20 protein-coding genes are annotated in these 19925 nt (G+C 66.5%); 9 read left to right on the plus strand and 11 right to left on the minus strand.

Going from position 1 to position 19925, the window contains the following annotated elements:
• Positions 1-47: 47 nt before the first annotated feature.
• From Q0Z44_RS15695 to nhaA, 3 genes are all read right to left on the minus strand, one after another.
• Positions 48-389, minus strand: coding sequence for a hypothetical protein (locus Q0Z44_RS15695; RefSeq protein WP_298014460.1), 342 nt, complete (start codon positions 387-389; stop codon positions 48-50).
• Positions 390-602: 213 nt separating this feature from the next.
• A complete protein-coding gene (locus Q0Z44_RS15700; RefSeq protein ID WP_298014463.1) occupies positions 603-1118 on the minus strand; it encodes a DUF1697 domain-containing protein in 516 nt (171 codons plus the stop codon).
• Between the two features lie 7 nt (positions 1119-1125).
• Complete coding sequence (gene nhaA, locus Q0Z44_RS15705) at positions 1126-2496, minus strand: Na+/H+ antiporter NhaA (protein ID WP_298014486.1); 1371 nt, start codon at positions 2494-2496, stop codon at positions 1126-1128.
• Positions 2497-2676: 180 nt separating this feature from the next.
• On the opposite strand from nhaA, the gene Q0Z44_RS15710 reads away from it, so the two are divergent.
• The 4 genes from Q0Z44_RS15710 to Q0Z44_RS15725 all read left to right on the plus strand — a co-directional run bounded on the left by Q0Z44_RS15710 (position 2677) and on the right by Q0Z44_RS15725 (position 7217).
• Entirely contained in the window at positions 2677-3246 is a 570-nt protein-coding gene (locus Q0Z44_RS15710) for a TetR/AcrR family transcriptional regulator (RefSeq protein ID WP_298014488.1), read from the plus strand.
• Entirely contained in the window at positions 3243-3560 is a 318-nt protein-coding gene (locus Q0Z44_RS15715) for a multidrug efflux SMR transporter (RefSeq protein WP_298014490.1), read from the plus strand. The genes Q0Z44_RS15710 and Q0Z44_RS15715 overlap by 4 nt, the downstream gene beginning before the upstream one ends.
• 120 nt (positions 3561-3680) lie before the next feature.
• The gene (locus Q0Z44_RS15720) at positions 3681-6632 is read left to right on the plus strand and encodes a metallophosphoesterase family protein (protein ID WP_298014492.1); all 2952 of its coding nucleotides are present in this window, start codon (positions 3681-3683) and stop codon (positions 6630-6632) included.
• A gap of 30 nt (positions 6633-6662) precedes the next feature.
• Positions 6663-7217, plus strand: a complete 555-nt coding sequence (locus tag Q0Z44_RS15725) for a cohesin domain-containing protein (RefSeq protein WP_298014494.1) — start codon at positions 6663-6665, stop codon at positions 7215-7217.
• 45 nt (positions 7218-7262) lie between these two features.
• Here Q0Z44_RS15725 and Q0Z44_RS15730 read toward each other — a convergent pair whose 3' ends face one another.
• The 3 genes from Q0Z44_RS15730 to Q0Z44_RS15740 all read right to left on the minus strand — a co-directional run bounded on the left by Q0Z44_RS15730 (position 7263) and on the right by Q0Z44_RS15740 (position 9175).
• Entirely contained in the window at positions 7263-7868 is a 606-nt protein-coding gene (locus tag Q0Z44_RS15730) for a DUF4142 domain-containing protein (RefSeq protein WP_298014496.1), read from the minus strand.
• 98 nt (positions 7869-7966) lie between these two features.
• Positions 7967-8578, minus strand: a complete 612-nt coding sequence (locus tag Q0Z44_RS15735) for a PEP-CTERM sorting domain-containing protein (protein WP_298014498.1) — start codon at positions 8576-8578, stop codon at positions 7967-7969.
• A 147-nt stretch (positions 8579-8725) separates the two neighbouring features.
• Entirely contained in the window at positions 8726-9175 is a 450-nt protein-coding gene (locus Q0Z44_RS15740) for a hypothetical protein (RefSeq protein ID WP_298014500.1), read from the minus strand.
• Positions 9176-9350: 175 nt separating this feature from the next.
• Between Q0Z44_RS15740 and Q0Z44_RS15745 the strand changes: the two genes are divergently transcribed.
• Genes Q0Z44_RS15745 through Q0Z44_RS15760 form a run of 4 tightly spaced genes read left to right on the plus strand, consistent with a single transcriptional unit; the run spans position 9351 to position 13510 of the window.
• Positions 9351-10121 (plus strand): DUF3348 family protein, encoded by a 771-nt coding sequence (locus Q0Z44_RS15745; RefSeq protein ID WP_159099047.1) that lies wholly within the window; start codon positions 9351-9353, stop codon positions 10119-10121.
• Positions 10118-12277, plus strand: coding sequence for a DUF802 domain-containing protein (locus tag Q0Z44_RS15750; RefSeq protein ID WP_298014503.1), 2160 nt, complete (start codon positions 10118-10120; stop codon positions 12275-12277). The genes Q0Z44_RS15745 and Q0Z44_RS15750 overlap by 4 nt, the downstream gene beginning before the upstream one ends.
• A complete protein-coding gene (locus Q0Z44_RS15755) occupies positions 12277-12927 on the plus strand; it encodes an OmpA family protein (RefSeq protein WP_109038519.1) in 651 nt (216 codons plus the stop codon). Before Q0Z44_RS15750 ends, Q0Z44_RS15755 begins: the two co-directional genes overlap by 1 nt.
• Positions 12920-13510 (plus strand): DUF2894 domain-containing protein, encoded by a 591-nt coding sequence (locus Q0Z44_RS15760; RefSeq protein ID WP_298014505.1) that lies wholly within the window; start codon positions 12920-12922, stop codon positions 13508-13510. Before Q0Z44_RS15755 ends, Q0Z44_RS15760 begins: the two co-directional genes overlap by 8 nt.
• 18 nt (positions 13511-13528) lie before the next feature.
• Here the strand turns inward: Q0Z44_RS15760 and Q0Z44_RS15765 are convergent, their stop codons facing one another.
• From Q0Z44_RS15765 to Q0Z44_RS15780, 4 genes are read right to left on the minus strand one after another with little or no spacing between them, the layout of a single operon-like run.
• Positions 13529-14107: a nucleotidyltransferase family protein gene (locus Q0Z44_RS15765; protein ID WP_298014508.1), complete on the minus strand. Its 579-nt coding sequence runs from the start codon at positions 14105-14107 to the stop codon at positions 13529-13531.
• 4 nt (positions 14108-14111) lie between these two features.
• Entirely contained in the window at positions 14112-15116 is a 1005-nt protein-coding gene (locus Q0Z44_RS15770; RefSeq protein WP_109038522.1) for an XdhC family protein, read from the minus strand.
• On the minus strand, positions 15116-17344 hold the full coding sequence (locus Q0Z44_RS15775; protein WP_298014510.1) for a xanthine dehydrogenase family protein molybdopterin-binding subunit: 2229 nt from the start codon (positions 17342-17344) through the stop codon (positions 15116-15118). The genes Q0Z44_RS15770 and Q0Z44_RS15775 overlap by 1 nt, the downstream gene beginning before the upstream one ends.
• Positions 17341-17799 carry a (2Fe-2S)-binding protein gene (locus tag Q0Z44_RS15780; protein WP_109038524.1) on the minus strand — a complete coding sequence of 153 codons (459 nt, stop codon included), beginning with the start codon at positions 17797-17799 and terminating at the stop codon, positions 17341-17343. The genes Q0Z44_RS15775 and Q0Z44_RS15780 overlap by 4 nt, the downstream gene beginning before the upstream one ends.
• A gap of 169 nt (positions 17800-17968) precedes the next feature.
• Here Q0Z44_RS15780 and Q0Z44_RS15785 point away from each other — a divergent pair, with 169 nt between their 5' ends.
• A complete protein-coding gene (locus tag Q0Z44_RS15785) occupies positions 17969-18952 on the plus strand; it encodes an AraC family transcriptional regulator (protein ID WP_298014511.1) in 984 nt (327 codons plus the stop codon).
• Here the strand turns inward: Q0Z44_RS15785 and Q0Z44_RS15790 are convergent.
• Positions 18945-19925: Glu/Leu/Phe/Val dehydrogenase dimerization domain-containing protein (locus Q0Z44_RS15790; protein WP_298014513.1), on the minus strand; the 981-nt coding region annotated here is incomplete at its 5' end. The two genes, Q0Z44_RS15785 and Q0Z44_RS15790, sit on opposite strands and share 8 nt — an antisense overlap.

The raw sequence follows: 19925 nt of genomic DNA on the forward strand, positions 1-19925 counted from the left end.
CATCGTCGTTTCCTTCAACGTTAACACCTGAGCAGGAATTCACTGGGTCAATACATCCGTTCTCTCATTTCATCCATGCGTTGTCGTGCTCTGGGATTCTTGGCGATGCGCTCACAGGTGTCCCGAACAAAGTGAAAGGCATTGTTCCAACGCACCAGCACTTGGGAGGACGGCTCCGAGACATTCTTCTGACTAATGAAGAACGCTTCTAGGGCGTTGCCTAGTGCATCAAGGTCCAGACGAGCAATCAGGTCGTCCAGACACACGCCGGATCTTTCCGCGTGGTCATAAAGCGCTTCTATGTGGGAAAGCTTGCGTTGCTGCGTCGAAAGTGCAAGCCCCCCGGCATGGAACAGCATCCAAACGGCCGACCAATAGCGCGGCAGCATTTGGCTATCCACCAAGAGAGATGTCCGGTCCGGGAGCGTGATGAGCATAAGCAGTCGTGAGTGCAATCGCTCATCGTAATGCAACACATCAAAGTGCACAAAATCACATTCGTGTTGCTTTGCAACCTTGGAAACGCAACGCTTCCCCAAGTACACTGACTATTGACGATGTTTCTTATGTCAACTAAATGAGAAAAGCAGATCGGCCGCTTCTCACGCCCTCGCACAGCGCGCCACCGTGTCCATCGTCCGCGTGGTCACATCCTTGCCAAAGGCCTGCTCGATGAGCCGCATGAACACCGGCCCCTCCCCCGACGGCCGGTAGGCGCTGAATGCCTCTCGACCCTGCACAAGAAAGACGCTCGCAAACGCCTCGGTCAGCGGCAGCGGCACCCGGGGCACCGGCGACTCACGCATGAACGTGATCACGCGCTTCGCCTCGGGCGGTATGCCGTGGGTGGCGTACCAGTCGGTAGCGAGCACGTCAGCGAGATGGGCACAAGACCGGACGACCGTGTAGAACGACCGACCCAGCGCACGCATCATGGCCTCTTCCGCCAGCCGCTCGATCTCCCGCTCGTCGGTCCGCTCGGAGTCGAACACCACGTTCCCGCTTGCCAGCACCGTTCGCACATTGGCAAAGCCCGCAGACTCGAACGCGGCTTTCAACTCGGGCATCTTCGCGTTCATCGGGCTGACGCCCCGAAGGAAAGCGGTGAAACGCGGCATGGGCTCCTCAGCTTGCAGACAGGATGTGGCTGCGCTGCCGGCCACGGACATAGAAGAGCCCCCATGCCAGCCCGGCCACCGCGGCCACGAACGACCCGAGCAACACGCCGAGCTTGGCTGCGCTGAGCATCTGCTCGTCGGTAAAACCCAGCATGGCGATGAAGATGGACATCGTAAATCCGATGCCAGCCAGGATCCCGACGAGCCACACCCCGCCCCACGACACCCCTTGTGGCAAGCGGCACCAGCCCAGCCGCACCAGCAGCCAGCTCACGCCCACCACGCCAAGCGGCTTGCCGGCCACCAGGGCCACTGCCACGCCCAGCATGATCCACAACGCGCCCCCGGCTTGAAGGTCGACACCACCCAGGCTCACGCCTGCATTGGCAAGGGCGAACAGCGGCATGACCCCAAACGCCACCCACGGGTGGAGTGCGGCCTGGATGCGAACCACCGGCGGCAACAGCTCGCGCTGCGCCACGCGCAATTCGCGGACGCGTCGGGCCAGGACCTGCTCGCCTGGCTCGTCCAGTTGCCCCTGCTGCTGCAGTTCGTCGGCAATGCGGGACACGGTCTCGAGCGGCGCCTCACGCAGCCCGATCGCCGCCACCGGTGTCATGAGCCCGAGGGCCACACCGGCCAGGGTCGGGTGAGCGCCCGTCACCAGCAGGCCCAGCCAGGTGATGGCGCCCGGAATCACGTAGGCGTACGCCGTTCCGACACCGATGCGATGCAGCCCGATCACCATCAGCAAGCCGAGCGCCGCCACGCCGAAGCCCACCATCTGCAGACCGTTCGAGTAGAACAACGCAATGATCAGAACGGCAATGATGTCGTCGATGATGGCGAGAGCCAGCAAGAACACCCGCACATTGCCCGGAATGCCCCTGCCCAGTAACGCAAGAACACCGACGGCGAAGGCAATGTCGGTGGCGGTGGGCACAGCCCAACCATGCTGACGCTCAGCCACGCTGTTGAAAGCCAGGTAGATCAAGGCTGGCACCACCACCCCGCCCAGCGCCGCACCGACCGGCAATGCGGCCTGCCGCAGATCGCTCAGCGCGCCTTCATGGATCTCGCGACGGATCTCCATGCCCACGACGAGAAAGAAGACCGTCATCAAGGCATCGTTGATCCAGAAGTGCAGCGACTGGGAGAAAACCCAGCCGCCCAGCCCGATGGAAAGTGGGGTGTGCCACACGGCGTGGTAGCTGGCGGCCCATGGTGAGTTCGCCCAGACAAGCGCGCAGGCCGCAGCAATCAGCAGCGCCACGCCGCTGACGGCTTCGATGTGGAGGAAGCGTTCCAGGCTGGCGAAGGCCCGTTCGGCCAGCAGTTGAGCGCGGGTTGGGGCACGCAGCGAAAGGGTCGTGTTCATGGTCGTGACAGGTCCGCGTGGCGGCCCGACCATCGCATCAACCTGCCCGCCGCCGAATGCAGCGAACACCCACGGGTGATTCTACGGGCACGCATGCAGCCCGGACAGACCCAAGGGCCTTTCCAGAGAAGTTACATTACGCTCGTATTGCAATCAGCGACTGGAACAACGGAGGTGCCCATGAGCCGCCCGAGATCGATCGACCGGGACAGCGTTCTCGACGTGGCAGAGTCCATCGTCGTGGCGCGTGGTGTGAGCGAGCTCACGTTCGATGCGGTCGCAAAGGGCGCTGGCATCACGAAAGGCGGCGTGCAGTCTTGCTTCGGAACGAAGGAAGGCCTGATCGCCGCCATGCTCGATCGTTGGAACCTTGCCTATGAAGCCGAGAAGGCGTCGCTGGACAGCCAGGCCGGCCACGAAGAGCTCACGCCCACCGAGCGACACGTCAGGGTGACCGCCACCGCGCATTCGCTCAATACGCGCTCCGCCAGCCTGCTGGCCGCCCTGCTGCAGTCCAGAGAGCAGGTTGCGGGGATCAGGGCATGGTATGCCGCTCAGTTCGCGCAGATCGACGCCACCACCGACGACGGCCGCCGCGCAAGGCTGGCCTTTCTTGCCACAGAAGGGGCCTTCATGCTGCGCTACCTGGGCCTCGCGGACATCGGTGATGTCACCTGGCGCGAGATCTTTCAGGACATTGAGCGCTGCGCCGCGCCCCAACGCAACACACCGGCAAGGCAAGGATCATGAGTTGGACCTTTCTCATCCTGGCAGGGCTTTTCGAGATCGGCTGGCCCATCGGCCTGAAGATGGCACAAGAGGATTCCACGCGGTGGCTCGGTATCGCCATCGCGGTGGTGTTCATGGGCATGAGCGGATGGCTGCTCTGGATGGCACAGAAGCACATTCCGATCGGCACCGCTTACGCCGTCTGGACTGGCATTGGCGCTGCGGGTACGTTTCTCGTCGGCGTGTGGGTCTATGGCGATCCGACGTCCCTTGCGCGTTACCTCGGTGTGGCCTTGATCGTCGCAGGCGTGGCGACGATCAAGCTCGCGCATTGAGCCAGCCCCCTCATCAAGGGGATTCTGGTCTGATCGGATCATCTCGCGCCAGACTGCCAACTGCACCGCGTCACGTCTTGTTGCTGCAATCGGGTGCTTGTCCTCATCAGAACAAGCACCATGCAACAGCCTGCTTTCTCTGCACGACGCCTGTGGCGCAGTGCAACCATCCTCATCAGCGGGTGCGTGAGCTGGATGGCCGCTCTCGCAGCCGACATCACGCCCTACCTGCAAACGCCCACGGCAAGTTCGATCTGGGTCTCCTGGAAAACCGCCGAGGGCGATGAGTCGGTCGTCGAGTACGGTCTGGATGGCGGGCCGCTGAACCGCTCAGCCTCCGGTTCAACACAGGCCCTCGCCAGCAATTACCGGCTGCATGGTGTGCAGTTGACCGGCCTGCAGCCAGAGACGCTGTATGCCTACCGGGTCCGCACGGGCACCCAGGTGTCGCCGATCTACCGCTTCCGTACACAACCCACTGCAGCACGCAAGACAGGTCACTTCCGCATCCTGGTGACGGGCGATCACCAACTGCGCAATGACGACAGGCACACGCCGCTGCTGCAGGCTGCGAAGAAGAAGATAGAGTCCCTCACAGGCCAACCGCTGGAGGAGTCTGTTCACCTGATGCTGAACAACGGTGATCAGGTCGACGTCGGCACCCTTGACCACTACGAGTTCGTGCACATGAAGCCGTCCTCGGTGGTGTCGGGCAACCTGGCGATCATGACGGCGCTCGGCAATCACGAGACGTATTACGACCCTGGGCTCGCCAACTGGCGTGCGCACTACTTCTACGATCAGACCAGCTACAAGGGCATCCCGCCTGCAGTTGACGAGACCTACTATGCGCACCAGGTGGGCCGCGTTCTGCTCGTGTACGTGAACTCCGAGTCGGGCTTTGCGGCGCAGACGGAATGGCTGCGCAAAGTGGTCGGGGCCGCCAACACCGATCCGGATGTCGACTGGATCATCAGCGTGGTGCACCGGCCCTATCAGGCCGAGCAGTACGTCGGTGACATCTCGCAGTGGTTCCGCGACACGGCCATGCCCATTCTTGCGGGCACGAAGAAGCACGTCCTCAACATCGGCGCGCACCATCACCTCTATGCGCGCGGTCAGACCCGTGACTGGCCGGTGTACCACATCATCAGCGGCGGCACGGCATGGGACCAGTTCTGGGGCCAGTCCACCGAGCGCGACTTCGACGACGTGCAAAAGACCATCGCGAACTGGACGTGGCAGCTCATCGACTTTGATCTGGGCGCCCGCACGATGAAGGTCTCGTCCTACGCCGAGGGTCACCCCAAACTCGGTTTTGCCTACAGCAGTCGCCTTGTTGATGAGTTCGAGCGCAAGCTAGATGCCGGCCCGCCCGAGAAGCCGGCAATTGTGGGCCTCGCCGAGGGCGACACGGTGACCCTGCCGTACACGGTGAGGTTGTCTCCGTTCCAGTCTTCGTCCGGTCAGGCGCTCAACAGCGCGCATTTCCAGATTGCACGCGACCCGACCTTCTCCAACAATGTCGTCGATCTCATCAGGGACGTGGAGAACGTCTATGGCGACACCGGGGCACCAGACTATGAGCCGGTGGACATCCATTCCGGCCTGGACATCGAGGCCTACACGGTGGGCGGGAACGCGCTGACCAACGGCACCTACTACGTACGGGCGCGCCATCGCGACGCCAATGCGGAGTGGTCCCCCTGGTCTGAAGCCCGCAGCTTCAAGGTCGAAGGCGCCGCCGAAGGGCAGCCCGCCCTCCGTCTCGCGAAGAAGGTCTGGGCCGCAGCCGAGCCGGTCACCATCGAGTACATGAACGGACGCGGTGGCGCAAAGGACTGGATCGGTATCTATCGCAAGGGGCAGACGCCAGGCAAGGCGACGCCGTCCGTGAAATGGAGCTACGTCTCCGGCCCCAGCGGGCGCCTTGCCTTCTCGGGGCTTCCTGCGGGGGTCGAGTATTACGCGGCCTTCTTCGCCGACGACGGCTATGTGGAAGTGGCGCCGCGGTCTGCCTTCTACGTGGGCAACGCCCCGGAGTTGGCAGTCAACAAGTCTCAGTTCAACGAGGGCGAACGCCCGACCGTCACGTGGAGCAATGCGCCGGGCGGTGCAAAGGATTGGGTCGGTGTCTACCGCGTCGGGCAGGAGCCCGGCGGCGTGGGGTCGACCACGTGGGCCTACACGCCCAGCACGTCGGGCAGCGTCACCCTCGGTGCGCTGAACAAGGGCTACTACTACGCCGCGTTCCTCATCAACGACGCGTACTTCGAGATCTCCGAGCGGGTCCCGTTTGCGGTCGGCACGGAGATCTCCACGGTCAGCCTGGTGAAGACCGCCCTGGAGAGCGGCGAACGTCTTGACATCCGGTTCGCCGACGGCCCCGGCACGGCCAAGGACTACATCGGCGTCTTCCGCAAGGGCGCCACGCCGGGCGTGGACCTGCTCGTCGCGTACTACTACGTGGACGGACGCGCGCGCGGCAGCCTGTCGCCCACCGAGACCTTGCCTGACGGCGAGTACTTCCTGGCGCTGTACATCAACGACTCATACACGGAGGTGTCGAACCGCGTCGCCTTCACCGTGGGCAAGGGTGGCGCGGTGGAACCGACGCCTCGACAACTGGGCGTGAGTCGAAACCTGATCCGCTCCGGCGAGGCCCTCACCGTCCAATGGTCCGGCATGCCGGGCAACCCGAAGGACTGGATCGGCATCTACCGCGCAGGCCAACAACCGGGCTCGGCCAGCCCATCGGTGCAGTGGCGCTATGCCAGCGGCCCGGCGGGCACCCTCTCGTTCAGTGGTCTGACGGCGGGTGAGTATTACGTCGCATTCCTGCTGAACGATGGCTACGAGGAAGCCGCCTCCCGCGTGCCGTTTGCCGTCCGCAAGCTGGGCGACATCAACGGTGATGGCCTCATCAATGCGGCAGACCGGGACGCACAGCGCGCCGCGATGGGCAGCTGCGAAGGTGATGCGCGCTATCAACCCCTCGCCAATTTCGACGCAGACAACTGCATCTCGCAGGCTGACTACAAGATCTGGTACGGACTGTTCACGCGGCAGTGAGCTGCGACCTTTGCTTCACGGAGTATGTGGATGATTCTGAAATACGCCCTCACCGCCCTGGTCGCCGCATTGTCGGTTCAAGCCCAGGCCGCCACGATCACCCTGACCGGGCCCCAGTCAGTCGCGCTGGGCGACACCTTTCAGCTCAACGTGCATGTGCAGCAGCCATTTGACGGAGACCGGGCTGGCGATGAACTGCTGGCCTTCGGCATGGACGTGCTGTTCGACGAATCGGTGCTCGCGCTGACCAACGTCGCCCTGGCCCCCGTTTGGAACGACGACGCGTCACTCACGGGGGTGACGCTGTCGGGGTCGGCTTTCCCCGGCATCACGGACCAGGGTCAGGCGACCCTGCCGCTTGCCCGGTTGTCCTTCAAGGTGCTGGGCACGGGCAGCGTGCAGATCAGGCTCATCGGTGACGCGACCACGAGCTTCAATCACGGCCTGATTTATCTCTCGTCTCCCACACTGAGCGTTTCGGCGGGTCGCACCGTCATCGCCAGCGTGCCGGAGCCGCACAGCATCGCGCTTGTTCTCGCCGGACTGGCCGGCCTGGCGGCGTTCCGGGGGCGCCGGGGCGCCTGACATGGCGACGCCTCGGCCCCTGCTGGACACCAGACCCGCCCCGCGTTACTTCGCGGGTGCGTTCACCTTGTTGTTGACATCGCTGTCACGCTTGTCGGTCTGGTTCTGAAGCTTCTGGGCCATCTCCAGGTGCTGCTCCAGCTTCGGCAAGGTCTCCTGGGCGAAGGCCTTGACTTCCGGGTCACGCCCGTTGGCCACCTCTTCGCGGAAGAGCTCGATCACCTTGCGGTGGGCGTCCACGCCCATGTCCTCGGCAAAGCGCTTGTCGAAGTCGACGCCATCAGCGCGCTTCAACAGCTGCAGCTTGCCCTTCTGCATCAGCGAGGGCTCCTTGGGCAGCGACACGTTCTTGGACTTGGCGATCTGCGCGAGCTTGGCGTTCGCCTTGGTGTGATCGTCGATCAGCATCTGGGCGTACTTCTTGATCTCGGCATTGGTGGACTTGGCCACCGCCATGCGGGCCGCTTGCACCTCGGCATGGCCGGACTCGGCGGCGGCCTTGATGAAATCTCGATCGGCTTCCGGCACGGTCGCACGCGTGCTCGTGTTCTGCGAGCTGTCTGCCGGGGCCGTGGTGGTTTGTGCCTGTGCACCGGAGGCAAGGCCCAGGGCGAGCAGCGTGGCAAGGGCGATGGGTTGAAGCTTCTTCATGTGGAGGTCCTTTCTCGTTTGTGAGTGAAAGCCTCCTTCTCCAGCAATCGCTGTTCCGCCATCCACGCGCAGGCACGTATCGAATGTGCGAAATGGTTTCAGGCGGTCAGCCGGGGCGTCTTCCGCGACACGCATGCGATGCCAGTCAGCCCCAGGCAAACGAGCACCAACGCGCTGGGCTCGGGCACCGCCGTGGTGGTGCCGGCCACGATGCCGCCTTCGCCATAAGCCACCGCGCTGCCGAGCAAGCGGAGCCCAGCTCCATCGTTCCGAAAATGCGCCCAGCCCCATACATTCCGGGTCTGGTACTCGCTGGCATACACATAGTCGGTGGTGGCCAGCCCGAGGTAGAAATCACCCGGCAAGGGAACGTCCACAAACGCCAACGCGCCCAGTTCCTTCAAGACGGGATAGCGTCCCTCCGCCAAGGCGGCGCTGGAGATGACATCACCCGCCTGCACCAGAAACAGGTCAACGCCCTGGTCGACCGTGTAGGTCTCGACGCCCAGGCGTGAAGAATCCGCCGCATTCTGCTTGTTGAAGAACACCGCGGTCAGATCCTCCCGTTCCGGAGCCTGATTCACGAGGAGCAGATAGTCTGCACCCTGGCTCGCGCCGGACTCAAGCAACACCTGGGCGTCAGACAGCACCACGGCGTGGGCCATGGCATGGCTCGCAAGCCACGCCGCAACAGCCACAAGTTTGCGCATGTTGATTCCTTCCTGATGAGTGATGTGCGCTCAGCTTTCCACAGAGCGCAGAGGGAAGGAATGGCCCATATCCCGACGGCATTTGGCGACGCAGGGATGGACAAGAAGCGCGTGAGGTGACAGGTCAGCCCTTGGCGGGGCGAGGCCTCACTTCCCTGATCGGAACACCGACTCCAGCTTCTTCTGATCCAGATGGCGCACATAGCCGCCGACGGACGCGGCCACCTCGGGGCTGCCCATCAACTCGCGCATGGCCACTTCGCCCAGCGCGCGGAAGGCGTTGTACATGCCCATGTTGCCTTCGAGTGAGACGACTTCCCGGGTCTGCTTCTCGCAGTTGGCGGTCAGCAGCCGGGTGACCAGTGCCGCCATGGTCTTGTCGGCCTGATCACGCGTTTCCGGCGAGACGGACGACAGGCTGCGGATCTCCGGGTGCACCGACATCGCCACGAAAATCCAGCGAGCCAGGTCCTTGCGGTCCTTGCCGCTGGTGTTGTCGGTCAGGCAGGTGCTCAAGCGATCGGTGGCCGGGCTAGCGAAGGCGGCTGGACCGGCAAGAACGGAAATGCAGAGCAGGATGGGCGCAAAGATCTTCATGGCAGGACGGAGTGTGGGCCGGGTGCTGGTTGTAACACGCCCCTCCGGTCGCCCCCGCCCCTCCGAAGCAGGGGCGAGTGTCCGACCTGACCGACAATAGCGGGTTTCGCCTGCCTCAGCCGGCATGGCGATGGCTTCCTCCCGCATCCCTCATCAGCTCCAAGGACCCAGCGCCGTGACCGGCACCGACAGCACGCCGCTGCGCCAACATGTTGGCCAATCGCGACTCCTCCGCCTGCTCCAGGAATGGGCCAGGGTGGAGGCGGAATCGAGCCGCCTGGACGTGGCCGAGCGCTTGAGCGGCTGGCTGGGCGCCATGGACACCGTGACGCTGGACGGCGCGCTGCAGTCGATCGAGGCCTACCCGGCGCAGACACGCAAGGCAGGCGAGCCCCTTGATGCGGGGGCGCTGTCGCAGCGCCTTCACCGCGTGACCCTGGAAATGAGCGCCGGCCTGACGCCCGCCGTGCCGGCCTCCTCACCCCTTCCGCCCCGGGGGGCGCGTGCGGCGGAGCCCCCCGCGCCAGCGCCCGATGAGGTGAAGGTGACGTACGCGCCGTACTATCAACGCTACCTCGACCTGCAAAAGCGCATGGACCAGCAGGTGGCGGCCCTGCGAGCCGAGTTGCGGCAGGCGCTTACGCGGGGCTCGCCCGGTCTGCGCCAGCTGGTGGCCCTGGATTCGGTCATGGAACAGATGCTCGGACCACGGGCGCAGAAGCTGCTGGCATCGGTGCCGGTGTTTCTGGAGCGGCGGTTTGCCTACTGGCGGCAGGCGCAGGAACGTGCGCCTCAGCCCCCGGAGCGCTGGCATCAGCCCGGCGGGTGGATCCATGCCTTTGAACACGACATGAAAGAGATGCTGCTCGCCGAGCTGCATCTCCGGCTTCGACCGCTGCAGGGCCTGGTGGAAGCCGCACAGAACGAACAACAGAAACGCACATGAGCAAGAACATCATCGCGGTGGTTTTCGCCCTCGGCCTGCTGGCCGCGGGGTGGGTGGGCTACGGTTTCATCGGCACGAACGCCATTGCCCTGGCCATGACCGTGCTGATCACGGGCACCTACCTGCTGGGCAGCTGGGAGCTGAGGCAGTTCCGCGTGGCCACGGCCTCGCTGCACAGCGCGCTGGCTCGGGCCAGCGAGGCCCAAGACGACCTGCCCACCTGGCTCGGCGCCCTGCACCCCAGTCTGCAGAACCCCGTTCGCGCACGCATCGAGGGGGATCGCATCGCCCTGCCCGCCCCGGCGCTCACGCCCTACCTGATCGGGCTGCTGGTGATGCTAGGCATGCTGGGCACGTTCCTGGGGATGGTGGTCACCTTCAAGGGGGCGGTGTTTGCGCTGGAGGCTTCATCTGACCTGGCCGCTATCCGGGCCGCGCTGGCCGAGCCCATTCGGGGCCTCGGGATGTCGTTCGGCACGTCGGTGGCGGGCGTGGCCACGTCGGCCATGCTCGGGCTGATGTCGGCCATCAGCCGGCGGGAGCGGCTGGATGTGGCCCGTCGACTGGATGGCTGCATTGCCAACGAACTGCGCCCCCTGTCGAAGGCGCAACAGCACGAGGACACACTCAAAGCCCTGCAGGACCAGGCCCAGGCCATGCCCCAGGTGGTCGATCGCCTGCAGGCCCTGCTGGAGGGCGTCGAGCAACGCCATGCGCAGCTGAACGCCCAGTTGGTCGAGCAGCAGCAGCAGTTTCACCGGGAGGCGAGCGGCGCGTATACCGCCCTGGCAGAGACGGTGGGCCAGGCCCTGAAGCACAGCCTCGCCGAGAGTGCGCGCCTGGCGGGCGAGGCGATTCGCCCGGTGGTGGAGTCGGCCATGAGCGGCGTGACGGCGTCGGCCCAGGCCACCCATGAGCGGCTGCTGAGCACCACACAAGCCCAGCTTGCCAGCCTGGCAGCGGACTGGTCCGGAACGGCTGAGCGGACGGCGCAATCGTGGCAGGCGGCGCTGCAGCACCACGAGGCCACCACCGAGCGCATGACTGCCACGCTGGACCGCAACCTGCAAGGCATCGTGCAAGGGTTCGATCAGCGCGCGTCCGGACTGGTTCAGGCGCTCCAACACTCGGCTGAGCAGACCCACGCACATCAGGTGGCGGCCGACGCCGAGCGGCTGGCCGCCTGGCACCAGGCCCTGGAGGGGACCGCGAACCAGCTGGCGGATGCATGGCAGCGTGCCGGCACGCACACCCTCGCGCAACAGAAAGCGACGTGCGAGGCCCTGGAAGCCGCAGCCGGCCAGATCACCCGCCGCGCCAGCGAGCACGTGAGCCAGACGCTCGCCGGTGTCACGCAACTGCTGAATCAATCGGAGGAGCTGGTGCGCACGCGCATGGCATCGGAGGCCGAATGGACCACGCAGCAACGTCAGCACATGAACCAGCTGGCCACCGTCTGGCGCACCGAGCTGGCCGCCCTGCGTGACGACGAGGCACAGCGCGGTCAGGCCGCGGTGGCGCGCCTGGGTGAATTGCAGACGGCCGTGGCGCGCCACCTCGCCACGCTGGGCGCGGCGCTGGAGGCGCCTCTCACCCGGCTGCTGCAAACGGCCTCCGACGTGCCGCAGGCGGCCGCCGAAGTGATCGCGCAGCTGCGGCAGGAAATGGCCGCCCTCAGCGAGCGCGACAACGCTGCACTGACCGAACGCGCCGCGTTGATGGGTCAGCTGGCCGGGCTGGTTCAACGCCTCGATGTGGCGGCCAGCCAGCAGCAAGCCGCCATCGACAACCTGGTGGGCTCGGCAGCGGGTGTGCTCGAGCAGGCCGGCGCCCGCTTTGCCGACGCACTGGGCGCGCAGGCCGGCAAGGTCGACGACGTGGCCGCGCATGTGGCCGCCAGCGCGGTGGAGCTCGGCAGCCTGGGCGAAGCGTTCAACGAGGGCGTGACGCGCTTCAACACCGGCAGCGACAAGCTGGTCGACAGCCTGCAGCGCATTGAAGCGGCACTGGCTCAATCCCTGAGCCGCAGCGACGAGCAGCTGGCCTACTATGTGGCCCAGGCCCGTGAAGTGATCGACCTGAGCATCGTCTCGCAACAAGGCATTCTGGAGGACCTGCGCCGTCTGCATGCCCAGGCCCCTGCTGGAGCCGCATGATGGTGGGCACCGAGGACGAAGACGGCCTGGAGCAGAGCGGACCGGTCTGGGCCGTGTTCGGCGACCTGATGGCGGGCCTGCTGGGTGCGTTCGTGCTTGTGCTGGTCGGGATGCTGGTGGTGCACATGGAGCTGGCGACCAACCTGCAGAAGGAAGTGGCCAAGCGCCAGCAGGAAGAACAGCGGCGCATGGCCCTCGAGCAGGCTCTGGCCGGCCCGCTCGCGAGCGGCCGGGTCACCGTGTACAACGGTCGGATCGGCATCAGTGGCAGCGTGTTGTTTCCCCCTGGTTCGGACGAGTTGCGCCCGGACGGTCGGCAGCTGCTCAAGAGCCTGATTCAACCCCTGCGCGTGTACCTGGGCGAGCGCAACGAGATGCTGATGGTCAGCGGTTTCACCGACGACAAGCTGGTGCGCAACGACAACCAGCGCTTCTCGGACAATCTGGAGCTGTCCGCGCAGCGGGCACTGACGGTGACCCGCGCACTCATCGCCGATGGCATGCCCTCTTCGCAGGTGTTTGCCGCGGCCTTCGGTGCGGAGCAGCCCGTCGCGCCGAACGTGGACGAAGCCGGCCGCGCGAAGAACCGACGCGTCGAGATGGCGCCAGTGCCCCGATCCAGCCCCGTCAAGCCGGCCGGCCATGAGTGACATCCGGCTCGAGGCCCTGCGCGCTCAAGGCGCCCACCTCATCGACCCGATTCGCTTCCGTTACCTGGAGGCCCTGGCGCGGCGCACGCAATCACAGCCTGCGGCGGTACAGCGTGTGCTGAGGCCGAGGCTGGATTCGGCCATTGCAGACTACGTCTTCCGGATGGATCAGTCGGTGAGCCTGCCAGCCGTCACGGCGCGCAGCGCACCCCGGCCCTCGGCCCTGGTCGAACTGAACCGGTATCTGCACGAGCGCTCGCGCGACGAACCGCAGGACGCACTGCCGGGGGACGCGCCGCGGGCATCCGAGATGAAGAGCGTGCGCCGCTTCAGCGAAGTGTGGTCGAGGATCGCGGCGGAGCAGCAGGTCTCGCAGGCCGTGGCACGCGGCCCGGAAAACGCCGGCCCGCTCAACTCGCACCGGCTGATGCTGCGGGCGCTGCATCTGATGAAGGGCCTGTCGCCCGACTATCTGCAGCGTTTCCTTTCACAGATGGACACCTTGCTGTGGCTGGAACAGGCAAACCGCAAGACGGCAGCGCCCGAAGGCAAGAGCGGGAAGCGCGCGACGAAGAAGGGCTGACCGCAGCCCCGTAGCACCTCAGCGGCCGAGGCGCCGCAGGTCGTCCGGCGTGTCGACGTCCAGCACACAGCCGAGGTCGTCCACGTCGATCCGGGTGAGGTGTCCGCTGTGGGTGCGGAGCAAGTCTCGGGCACCGGCATCGCCCGCCAGGGCCGTCAGGGCCTCGAACCACGTTCGGCTGAACCCGACGGGATGCCCGCGCTGCCCCCCGTGATACGGCGCAACGATGGACGCACCGTCGCGCAGGGCCTGCACCACGGCGGCCAGCGTGCCGGGGTGGATCGCCGGCATGTCGCCCAGGGCAATCACCCAGCCCCCGGCCTGGGATGTGCTCCGGACGCCAGCCGCCAGGGTGACGCCCATGCCGGCTTCTGCGCCGTCCACCTCGTGCACCGTCACGCCGGTGTCAGCCAGTGCCGTATGCAAGGTCGGGCGACCCGATCGGATCAGGGCCACGCAGGTGTCGGTGGCATCGGCCAGGGCGCGTGCACTGCAGGCCACCATCGGTTCGCCTGAAGGAAGCGGGTGTGTGAGCTTGTCGCTGCCGAAGCGTGAACTCGCCCCCGCAGCCAGCAGCAATCCGGCAATGGGCTCCATGGAATCAGGCCACCGCACAGGACGAGGGTGCGTGCGGCTGCGGCACCACGCCGAGTCCCTGCATCTGCACGCCATTGCGCACCGCCACCATCTCGGCCGCAATGGCCACGGCGATCTCGGGCGGCGTGTGGCTGCCGATGGGCAGGCCCACGGGGCCATGCAAGCGCGCGGCCTCCTCGACGGTCAGGTCGAAGTGCTGGGTCAGCCGCTGGCGCCGCCGGTTGTTGTTGAGCCGCGAGCCCACTGCCCCCACGTAGAAGGCGTCCGACTTCAGCGCCTCGAGCAGCACCAGGTCATCCAGCTTCGGATCGTGCGTCAGGGCCACCACGGCACAGCGAGGGTCGGGCACCATCGCCAGGAAGGCATCGTCGGGCATGCTGCTGACCAGCGTCGTGCCGGGCACGTCCCAGCCCGCGCTGTGCTCCTCGCGCGGGTCGCACACCGTCACTTCGTAATCGAGGGCCAGCGCCATTTGCGCCAGGTAGCGCGAGATCTGTCCGGCGCCCACAATCAACAGGCGCCACTGCGGCCCGTGCACGGTGTGCAATTGCTGGCCATCCCAGCGCCAGGTGGCGCCCCGCGGCGCATCGGCCAGCGTGGTGAGCCCGCTCTGCAAGTCCACCCGCTTGGTCGTCAGCTGCCGCCGGGCCAGCCGTGCAGCCAGTTCATCGAGCAAGGCTGCGGACGCGGAGGGTTCGATCACCACCTCCAGCGTGCCGCCACAGGGCAGCCCGATGCGCGCGGCTTCTTCCTGCGTGACACCGTAGGTGAGCGTGAACGGCTGCGTGCCGCCCATCTCGCCCGCCCGCATGCGCGCCACCAGGTCGTCTTCGATGCAGCCGCCAGACACGGAGCCTTCGATCAGCCCGTCGTCTCGCACAACGAGCCAGGAGCCTGGCGGGCGAGGAGCCGAGCCCCACGTGCGGGCGACGGTCACCCACGCCACACGCCGGCCCTGCGCGGCCCATTGCCGCGCCGTGGCCAGCACTTGCAGGTCGACGCTGTCCATCAGGCCTTGAGCTCGTCGGTGCGGATCGGCAGGCTGCGCACGCGCTTGCCCGTCGCGGCCGCAATGGCATTGGCCACGGCCGGCGCCAGCGGCGGCACGCCGGGCTCACCGATGCCGGTCGGCTTCTCCGCCGAAGCCACGATGTGCACCTCGACCACGGGCATCTCGTTGATGCGCAGCTGCGGGTAGTCGTGGAAGTTCGACTGTTGCACCACGCCATCCTTCAAGGTGATGGCGCCATACAGCGCGGCCGACAACGCGAAGCCCACGCCGCCTTCCACCTGCGCCCGCACGACATCCGGATTGATCACGGTGCCACAGTCGACCGCGCAGACCACACGGTCGACGCGCAGCGCGCCATTCGCCTGGATGGACACCTCGGCCACCTCGGCGACATACGACCCGAAGGACTCGTGCACCGCAACGCCACGACCACGTCGCACACCAGCCGGCCCCTTCTTCAGCGGCGTTCCCCACTGGGCCTTCTCGGCCGCCAGCTTCAGCACCGCCGCATGCCGCGGATGCTTGCCGAGCAGCCCGAGGCGGAAGGCCACCGGATCCTGTCCGGCCGCGGCCGCCAGTTCGTCGATGAAGGTCTCCGTCGAGTAGGCCGTGTGCGTGGAGCCCACCGAGCGCCACCAGTGCACGGGCACGGGAATGTCGGTCGGCGTGTGAAGGTCCACCAGCATGGCCGGGATGCCGTACGGCAGGTTGGACGCGCCTTCCACCGACACCGGGTCGATGCCGTCCTTGATCATCCCGCTGAAGAGCGTGCCCGCCATGATGGACTGCCCCACCAGGCGGTGTCGCCAGCCGGTGATGCGCCGCTGATCGTCCAGCGCGGCTTCCAGCGTATGGTGGAAGGCCGGGCGGTAGTAGCCAGCCTTCATGTCGTCCTCGCGCAGCCACACCATCTTCACGGGCGCGCGCCCCTGAATGGCCTTCGCAATGTGGACGGCCTCGAGCACATAGTCGGCATCCTTGCTGGCGCGCCGCCCGAAGCTGCCGCCGGCATACAGCATGTGGATGGTGACCCGCTCGGGCGGGAGGCCCAGCAGGGCCGCCACCGCCGTCTGGTCGATGGTCTGGAATTGCTCGCCGTTCCAGATCTCGCACTCGTCCTTGCCCAGGCGCACCACGCAGTTCAGGGGCTCCATGGCCGCGTGCGCGAGATAGGGGAAGTCGTAGCTCGCGCGCAGCGTCTGCCGGGCCTGGCGAAACGCGTCGTCCACGTCACCCTGCTTGCGCGCCACCGCCCCCGGCTGCTGGGCAAGCTGGTGGAAGCGCTGGAAGATCTCGTCACTGCCCAGCCGGAAAGCCGACGTCTCGTCCCATTCAATCGACAGCGCGTCACGTCCCTTCTTCGCCGACCAGGTGTCCCGCGCGAGCACGGCCACGCCGTTCGGGATCGGCACCACATCCTCGACGCCCTGGATGGCCTTGGCCCGGCTCGCATCGAAAGACTTGACCCTGGCGCCGAAGCGCGGCGGATGCGCGACCACGGCAGTCAGCATGCCGGGCAGGTGCACATCCTGCGTGAAACGGGCCTTGCCATTGATCTTCTCGGACGTGTCCTTGCGCGGTGCACGCTTGCCGATCAGCTTGAAGTCCTTCGGATCCTTGAGCTTGACCTCGGTGGGCACCGGCAACCGCGCCGCCGCCTCGGCCAGCTCACCGAAGCCGGCCTTGCGGCCACTGGCCGGGTGGGACACCACGCCGTCCGACACGCGGATTTCACCCGCGGGCACGGACCAGGTCTGTGCAGCGGCCGCCACCAGCATGGCCCGCGCCGTGGCGCCCGCCTGTCGCATCTGCTCCCAGGCATTGGCCATGGCCGTGCTGCCGCCTGTGCCCTGCACCTGCCCGAACAGCAGGTTGTTGTAGCGCTTCGAGTCGGCCGGCGCGCCTTCGACCTTCACCTGAGCCCAGGCCGCATCCAGCTCTTCGGCCACCAGCGTGGCAATGCCCGTGTAGGCGCCCTGCCCCATCTCGATGTGCTTGGAGATCACCTTCACGGTGCCGTCGGTGCCGATGCGCACGAACGCGTTCGGCTCGAAAGCCGGGGCTGCACTGGCGGTGGCGAGCGCCTGCCCACCCCTGGCCGCCGCAGCCACTGCACCAGGCAGGTAGATGCCCAGCGTCAACCCCGCCGTGCCATGCAGAAAGCGGCGGCGGCTGTCGTTCTCGATGCGGGGTTGCGCCGCCGTGTTCATCGTGAAGTTCCTCATGCCAGGCTCCTTGCCGCTTCATGGATGGCCGCCCGGATGCGCACATAGGTGGCGCAGCGGCAGACGTTGCCGGACATCGCGGTGTCGATGTCGGTGTCGGTCGGCTTGCGGTTCTTTTCCAGCAGCGCCACCGCGCTCATGATCTGACCGGACTGGCAGTAACCGCACTGCACCACGTCGAGCTTCTTCCACGCATCCTGCACCGCACGGGCCACACGCCCGCGGTCCACGCCCTCGATGGTGACAACCTTCTTGCCAGCCACCGTGGACACCGGCGTCACGCACGAGCGAACGGGCTGACCATCGACGTGCACGGTGCACGCGCCGCACATCGCCATGCCGCAGCCGAACTTGGTGCCCGTCATCTGGAGCGTGTCCCGCAACACCCACAACAGGGGCGTGTCGGGCGCCACGTCCACGCGCTGGGGCGTCCCGTTCACAACTAGATTGACCATCCGAGTCTCCTTGGCATCCTGCAACAGACTGCCATTCTGCGCAGCCCCGCCTTGTCTGGATAGTCCGATCCTGCGGCGTTCTTGCCTGATCCTCTTGCGGAGCGGACGAACTGGCCCACGTGCACTGACGGGGCCCTATCATCGCTGTCCCGATTCCCCGGAGGTGTGCATGCAAGGTGACGGACTGGAGCAAGAAGCGCTCGCACTCGGTGCGCTGCACGCCCGCCTCTCGGCGCTGGTCGAGCGGTGGACTGCCGGCGTGGAAGACTGCCAGACACCGCGCGAGAACCTGCTGCTCTTCCGGCGTGAAGCGCCGACCGGCCCCTGCAGCTGCCTGGTCGAGCCCAGCATCGTCCTGGTCGTGCAGGGGGCCAAGCAGCTGCTGATCGGCGACCACGCCTATGCCTACGACCAGCAGCGCTTCCTCATCACGGCGCTGGATCTGCCCGGCACATCGCAGGTGCTTGAAGCCAGCCCGGAACACCCGTGCCTGGGCCTGGTGCTGCGGCTGGACCTGCGCATCGTGGCCGAGCTCATCGCGCAGACGGGGGCGGCACCGACCCGCGACCGTGCGGCCGGGGGGAGCGCCGCCCTGGGCACGGTGACAGCGAGCTTGCTGGAGCCCTTTCACCGCCTCGTGACCTTGCTGGACGAGCCCGAAGCCCTGAACGTGCTGGCCCCGCTCATCGAGCGCGAGATTCACTACCGGCTGCTCACCAGCGACATGGCGGCCCGACTGTGGCAGATCGCATCGGCTGGCAGCCAGAGCCAGCGCATCGCCCGCGCCATTGAATGGCTCAAAGCGCACTACGCGCAACCGCTGCGTGTCGAGGAACTCGCCGCGCAGGCGCAGATGAGCCAGTCGACGCTGCACCACCACTTCCGCCAGCTCACCGCGATGAGCCCGCTGCAGTACCAGAAATGGTTGCGGCTGAGCGAGGCACGCCGCCTGATGCTCAACGAGCGGCTGGATGCGGCCAGTGCGGCATTCCAGGTGGGCTATGAGAGCCCGTCGCAGTTCAGCCGCGAGTACAGCCGCCTGTTTGGCTCGCCGCCCAGGCGCGACATCGAGGGCCTGCGCGGACGCCCCACAGCGGCGGAGTCTGCGCCCGTCGGCGCCCCCTCCCGCCCCCCGCGTTCGGGCCTCAGATGACGCCCTGCGCCAGCATGGCGTCGGCCACCTTCACGAAGCCGGCCACGTTGGCGCCGTCCACATAGCTCACCGAGCCATCGGCGCGGCGGCCGTAGTTCAGGCAGGCCTGGTGGATGCCCGTCATGATGGTCTTCAGGCGGGCGTCCACCTCTTCGCGCGGCCACGACAGGCGCATCGCGTTCTGGCTCATCTCCAGACCCGAGGTGGCCACGCCGCCCGCGTTGCTGGCCTTGCCCGGCGCGTACAGCACACGGCTTTCCTCGAAGACCTTCACGGCCTCCAGCGTCGACGGCATGTTCGCGCCTTCGGCCACGCACTTCACGCCGTTGCGCACCAGGATCTGGGCGTCGCCCCCATCCAGCTCGTTCTGGGTGGCGCACGGCAGGGCCACGTCCATCGGCACCCGCCAGGGGCGCACGCCGGCGTGGAAGGTGGCGCCCACACGCTTGGCGTAGTCGTCCACGCGGCCGTACAGGTGGTTCTTCACCTCCATCAGTTCCGCCAGCTTCTGCGGCGTGAAACCGTCTTCGTCCACCACCGTGCCGCTCGAGTCCGACACCGTGATGACCTTGGCCCCCATGGCCATGGCCTTCTCCACCGCGTACTGGGCCACGTTGCCCGAGCCCGACACGCCCACGCGCAGGCCCTGCAGGTCCATGCCTTTCTGCTTGAGCATCTCGGCGGCGAAGTACACCGTGCCGTAGCCCGTGGCCTCGGGGCGGATGAGCGAGCCGCCATACGAGAGGCCCTTGCCCGTGAAGACGCAATCAGCCCGGTTGGTCAGCTTCTTCATCATGCCGGCCATGAAGCCGACCTCGCGCGCGCCCACGCCAATGTCGCCCGCCGGCACGTCGGTGTCCGCGCCCACGTGGCGGTACAGCTCACTCACGAAGGCCTGGCAGAAGCGCATGATCTCGCCGGGGCTCTTGCCCTTGGGGTCGAAGTCGGAGCCGCCCTTGCCGCCGCCCATGGG

The sequence above is a fragment of the uncultured Aquabacterium sp. genome, from assembly GCF_947366995.1.
Classification (GTDB): domain Bacteria; phylum Pseudomonadota; class Gammaproteobacteria; order Burkholderiales; family Burkholderiaceae_C; genus Aquabacterium.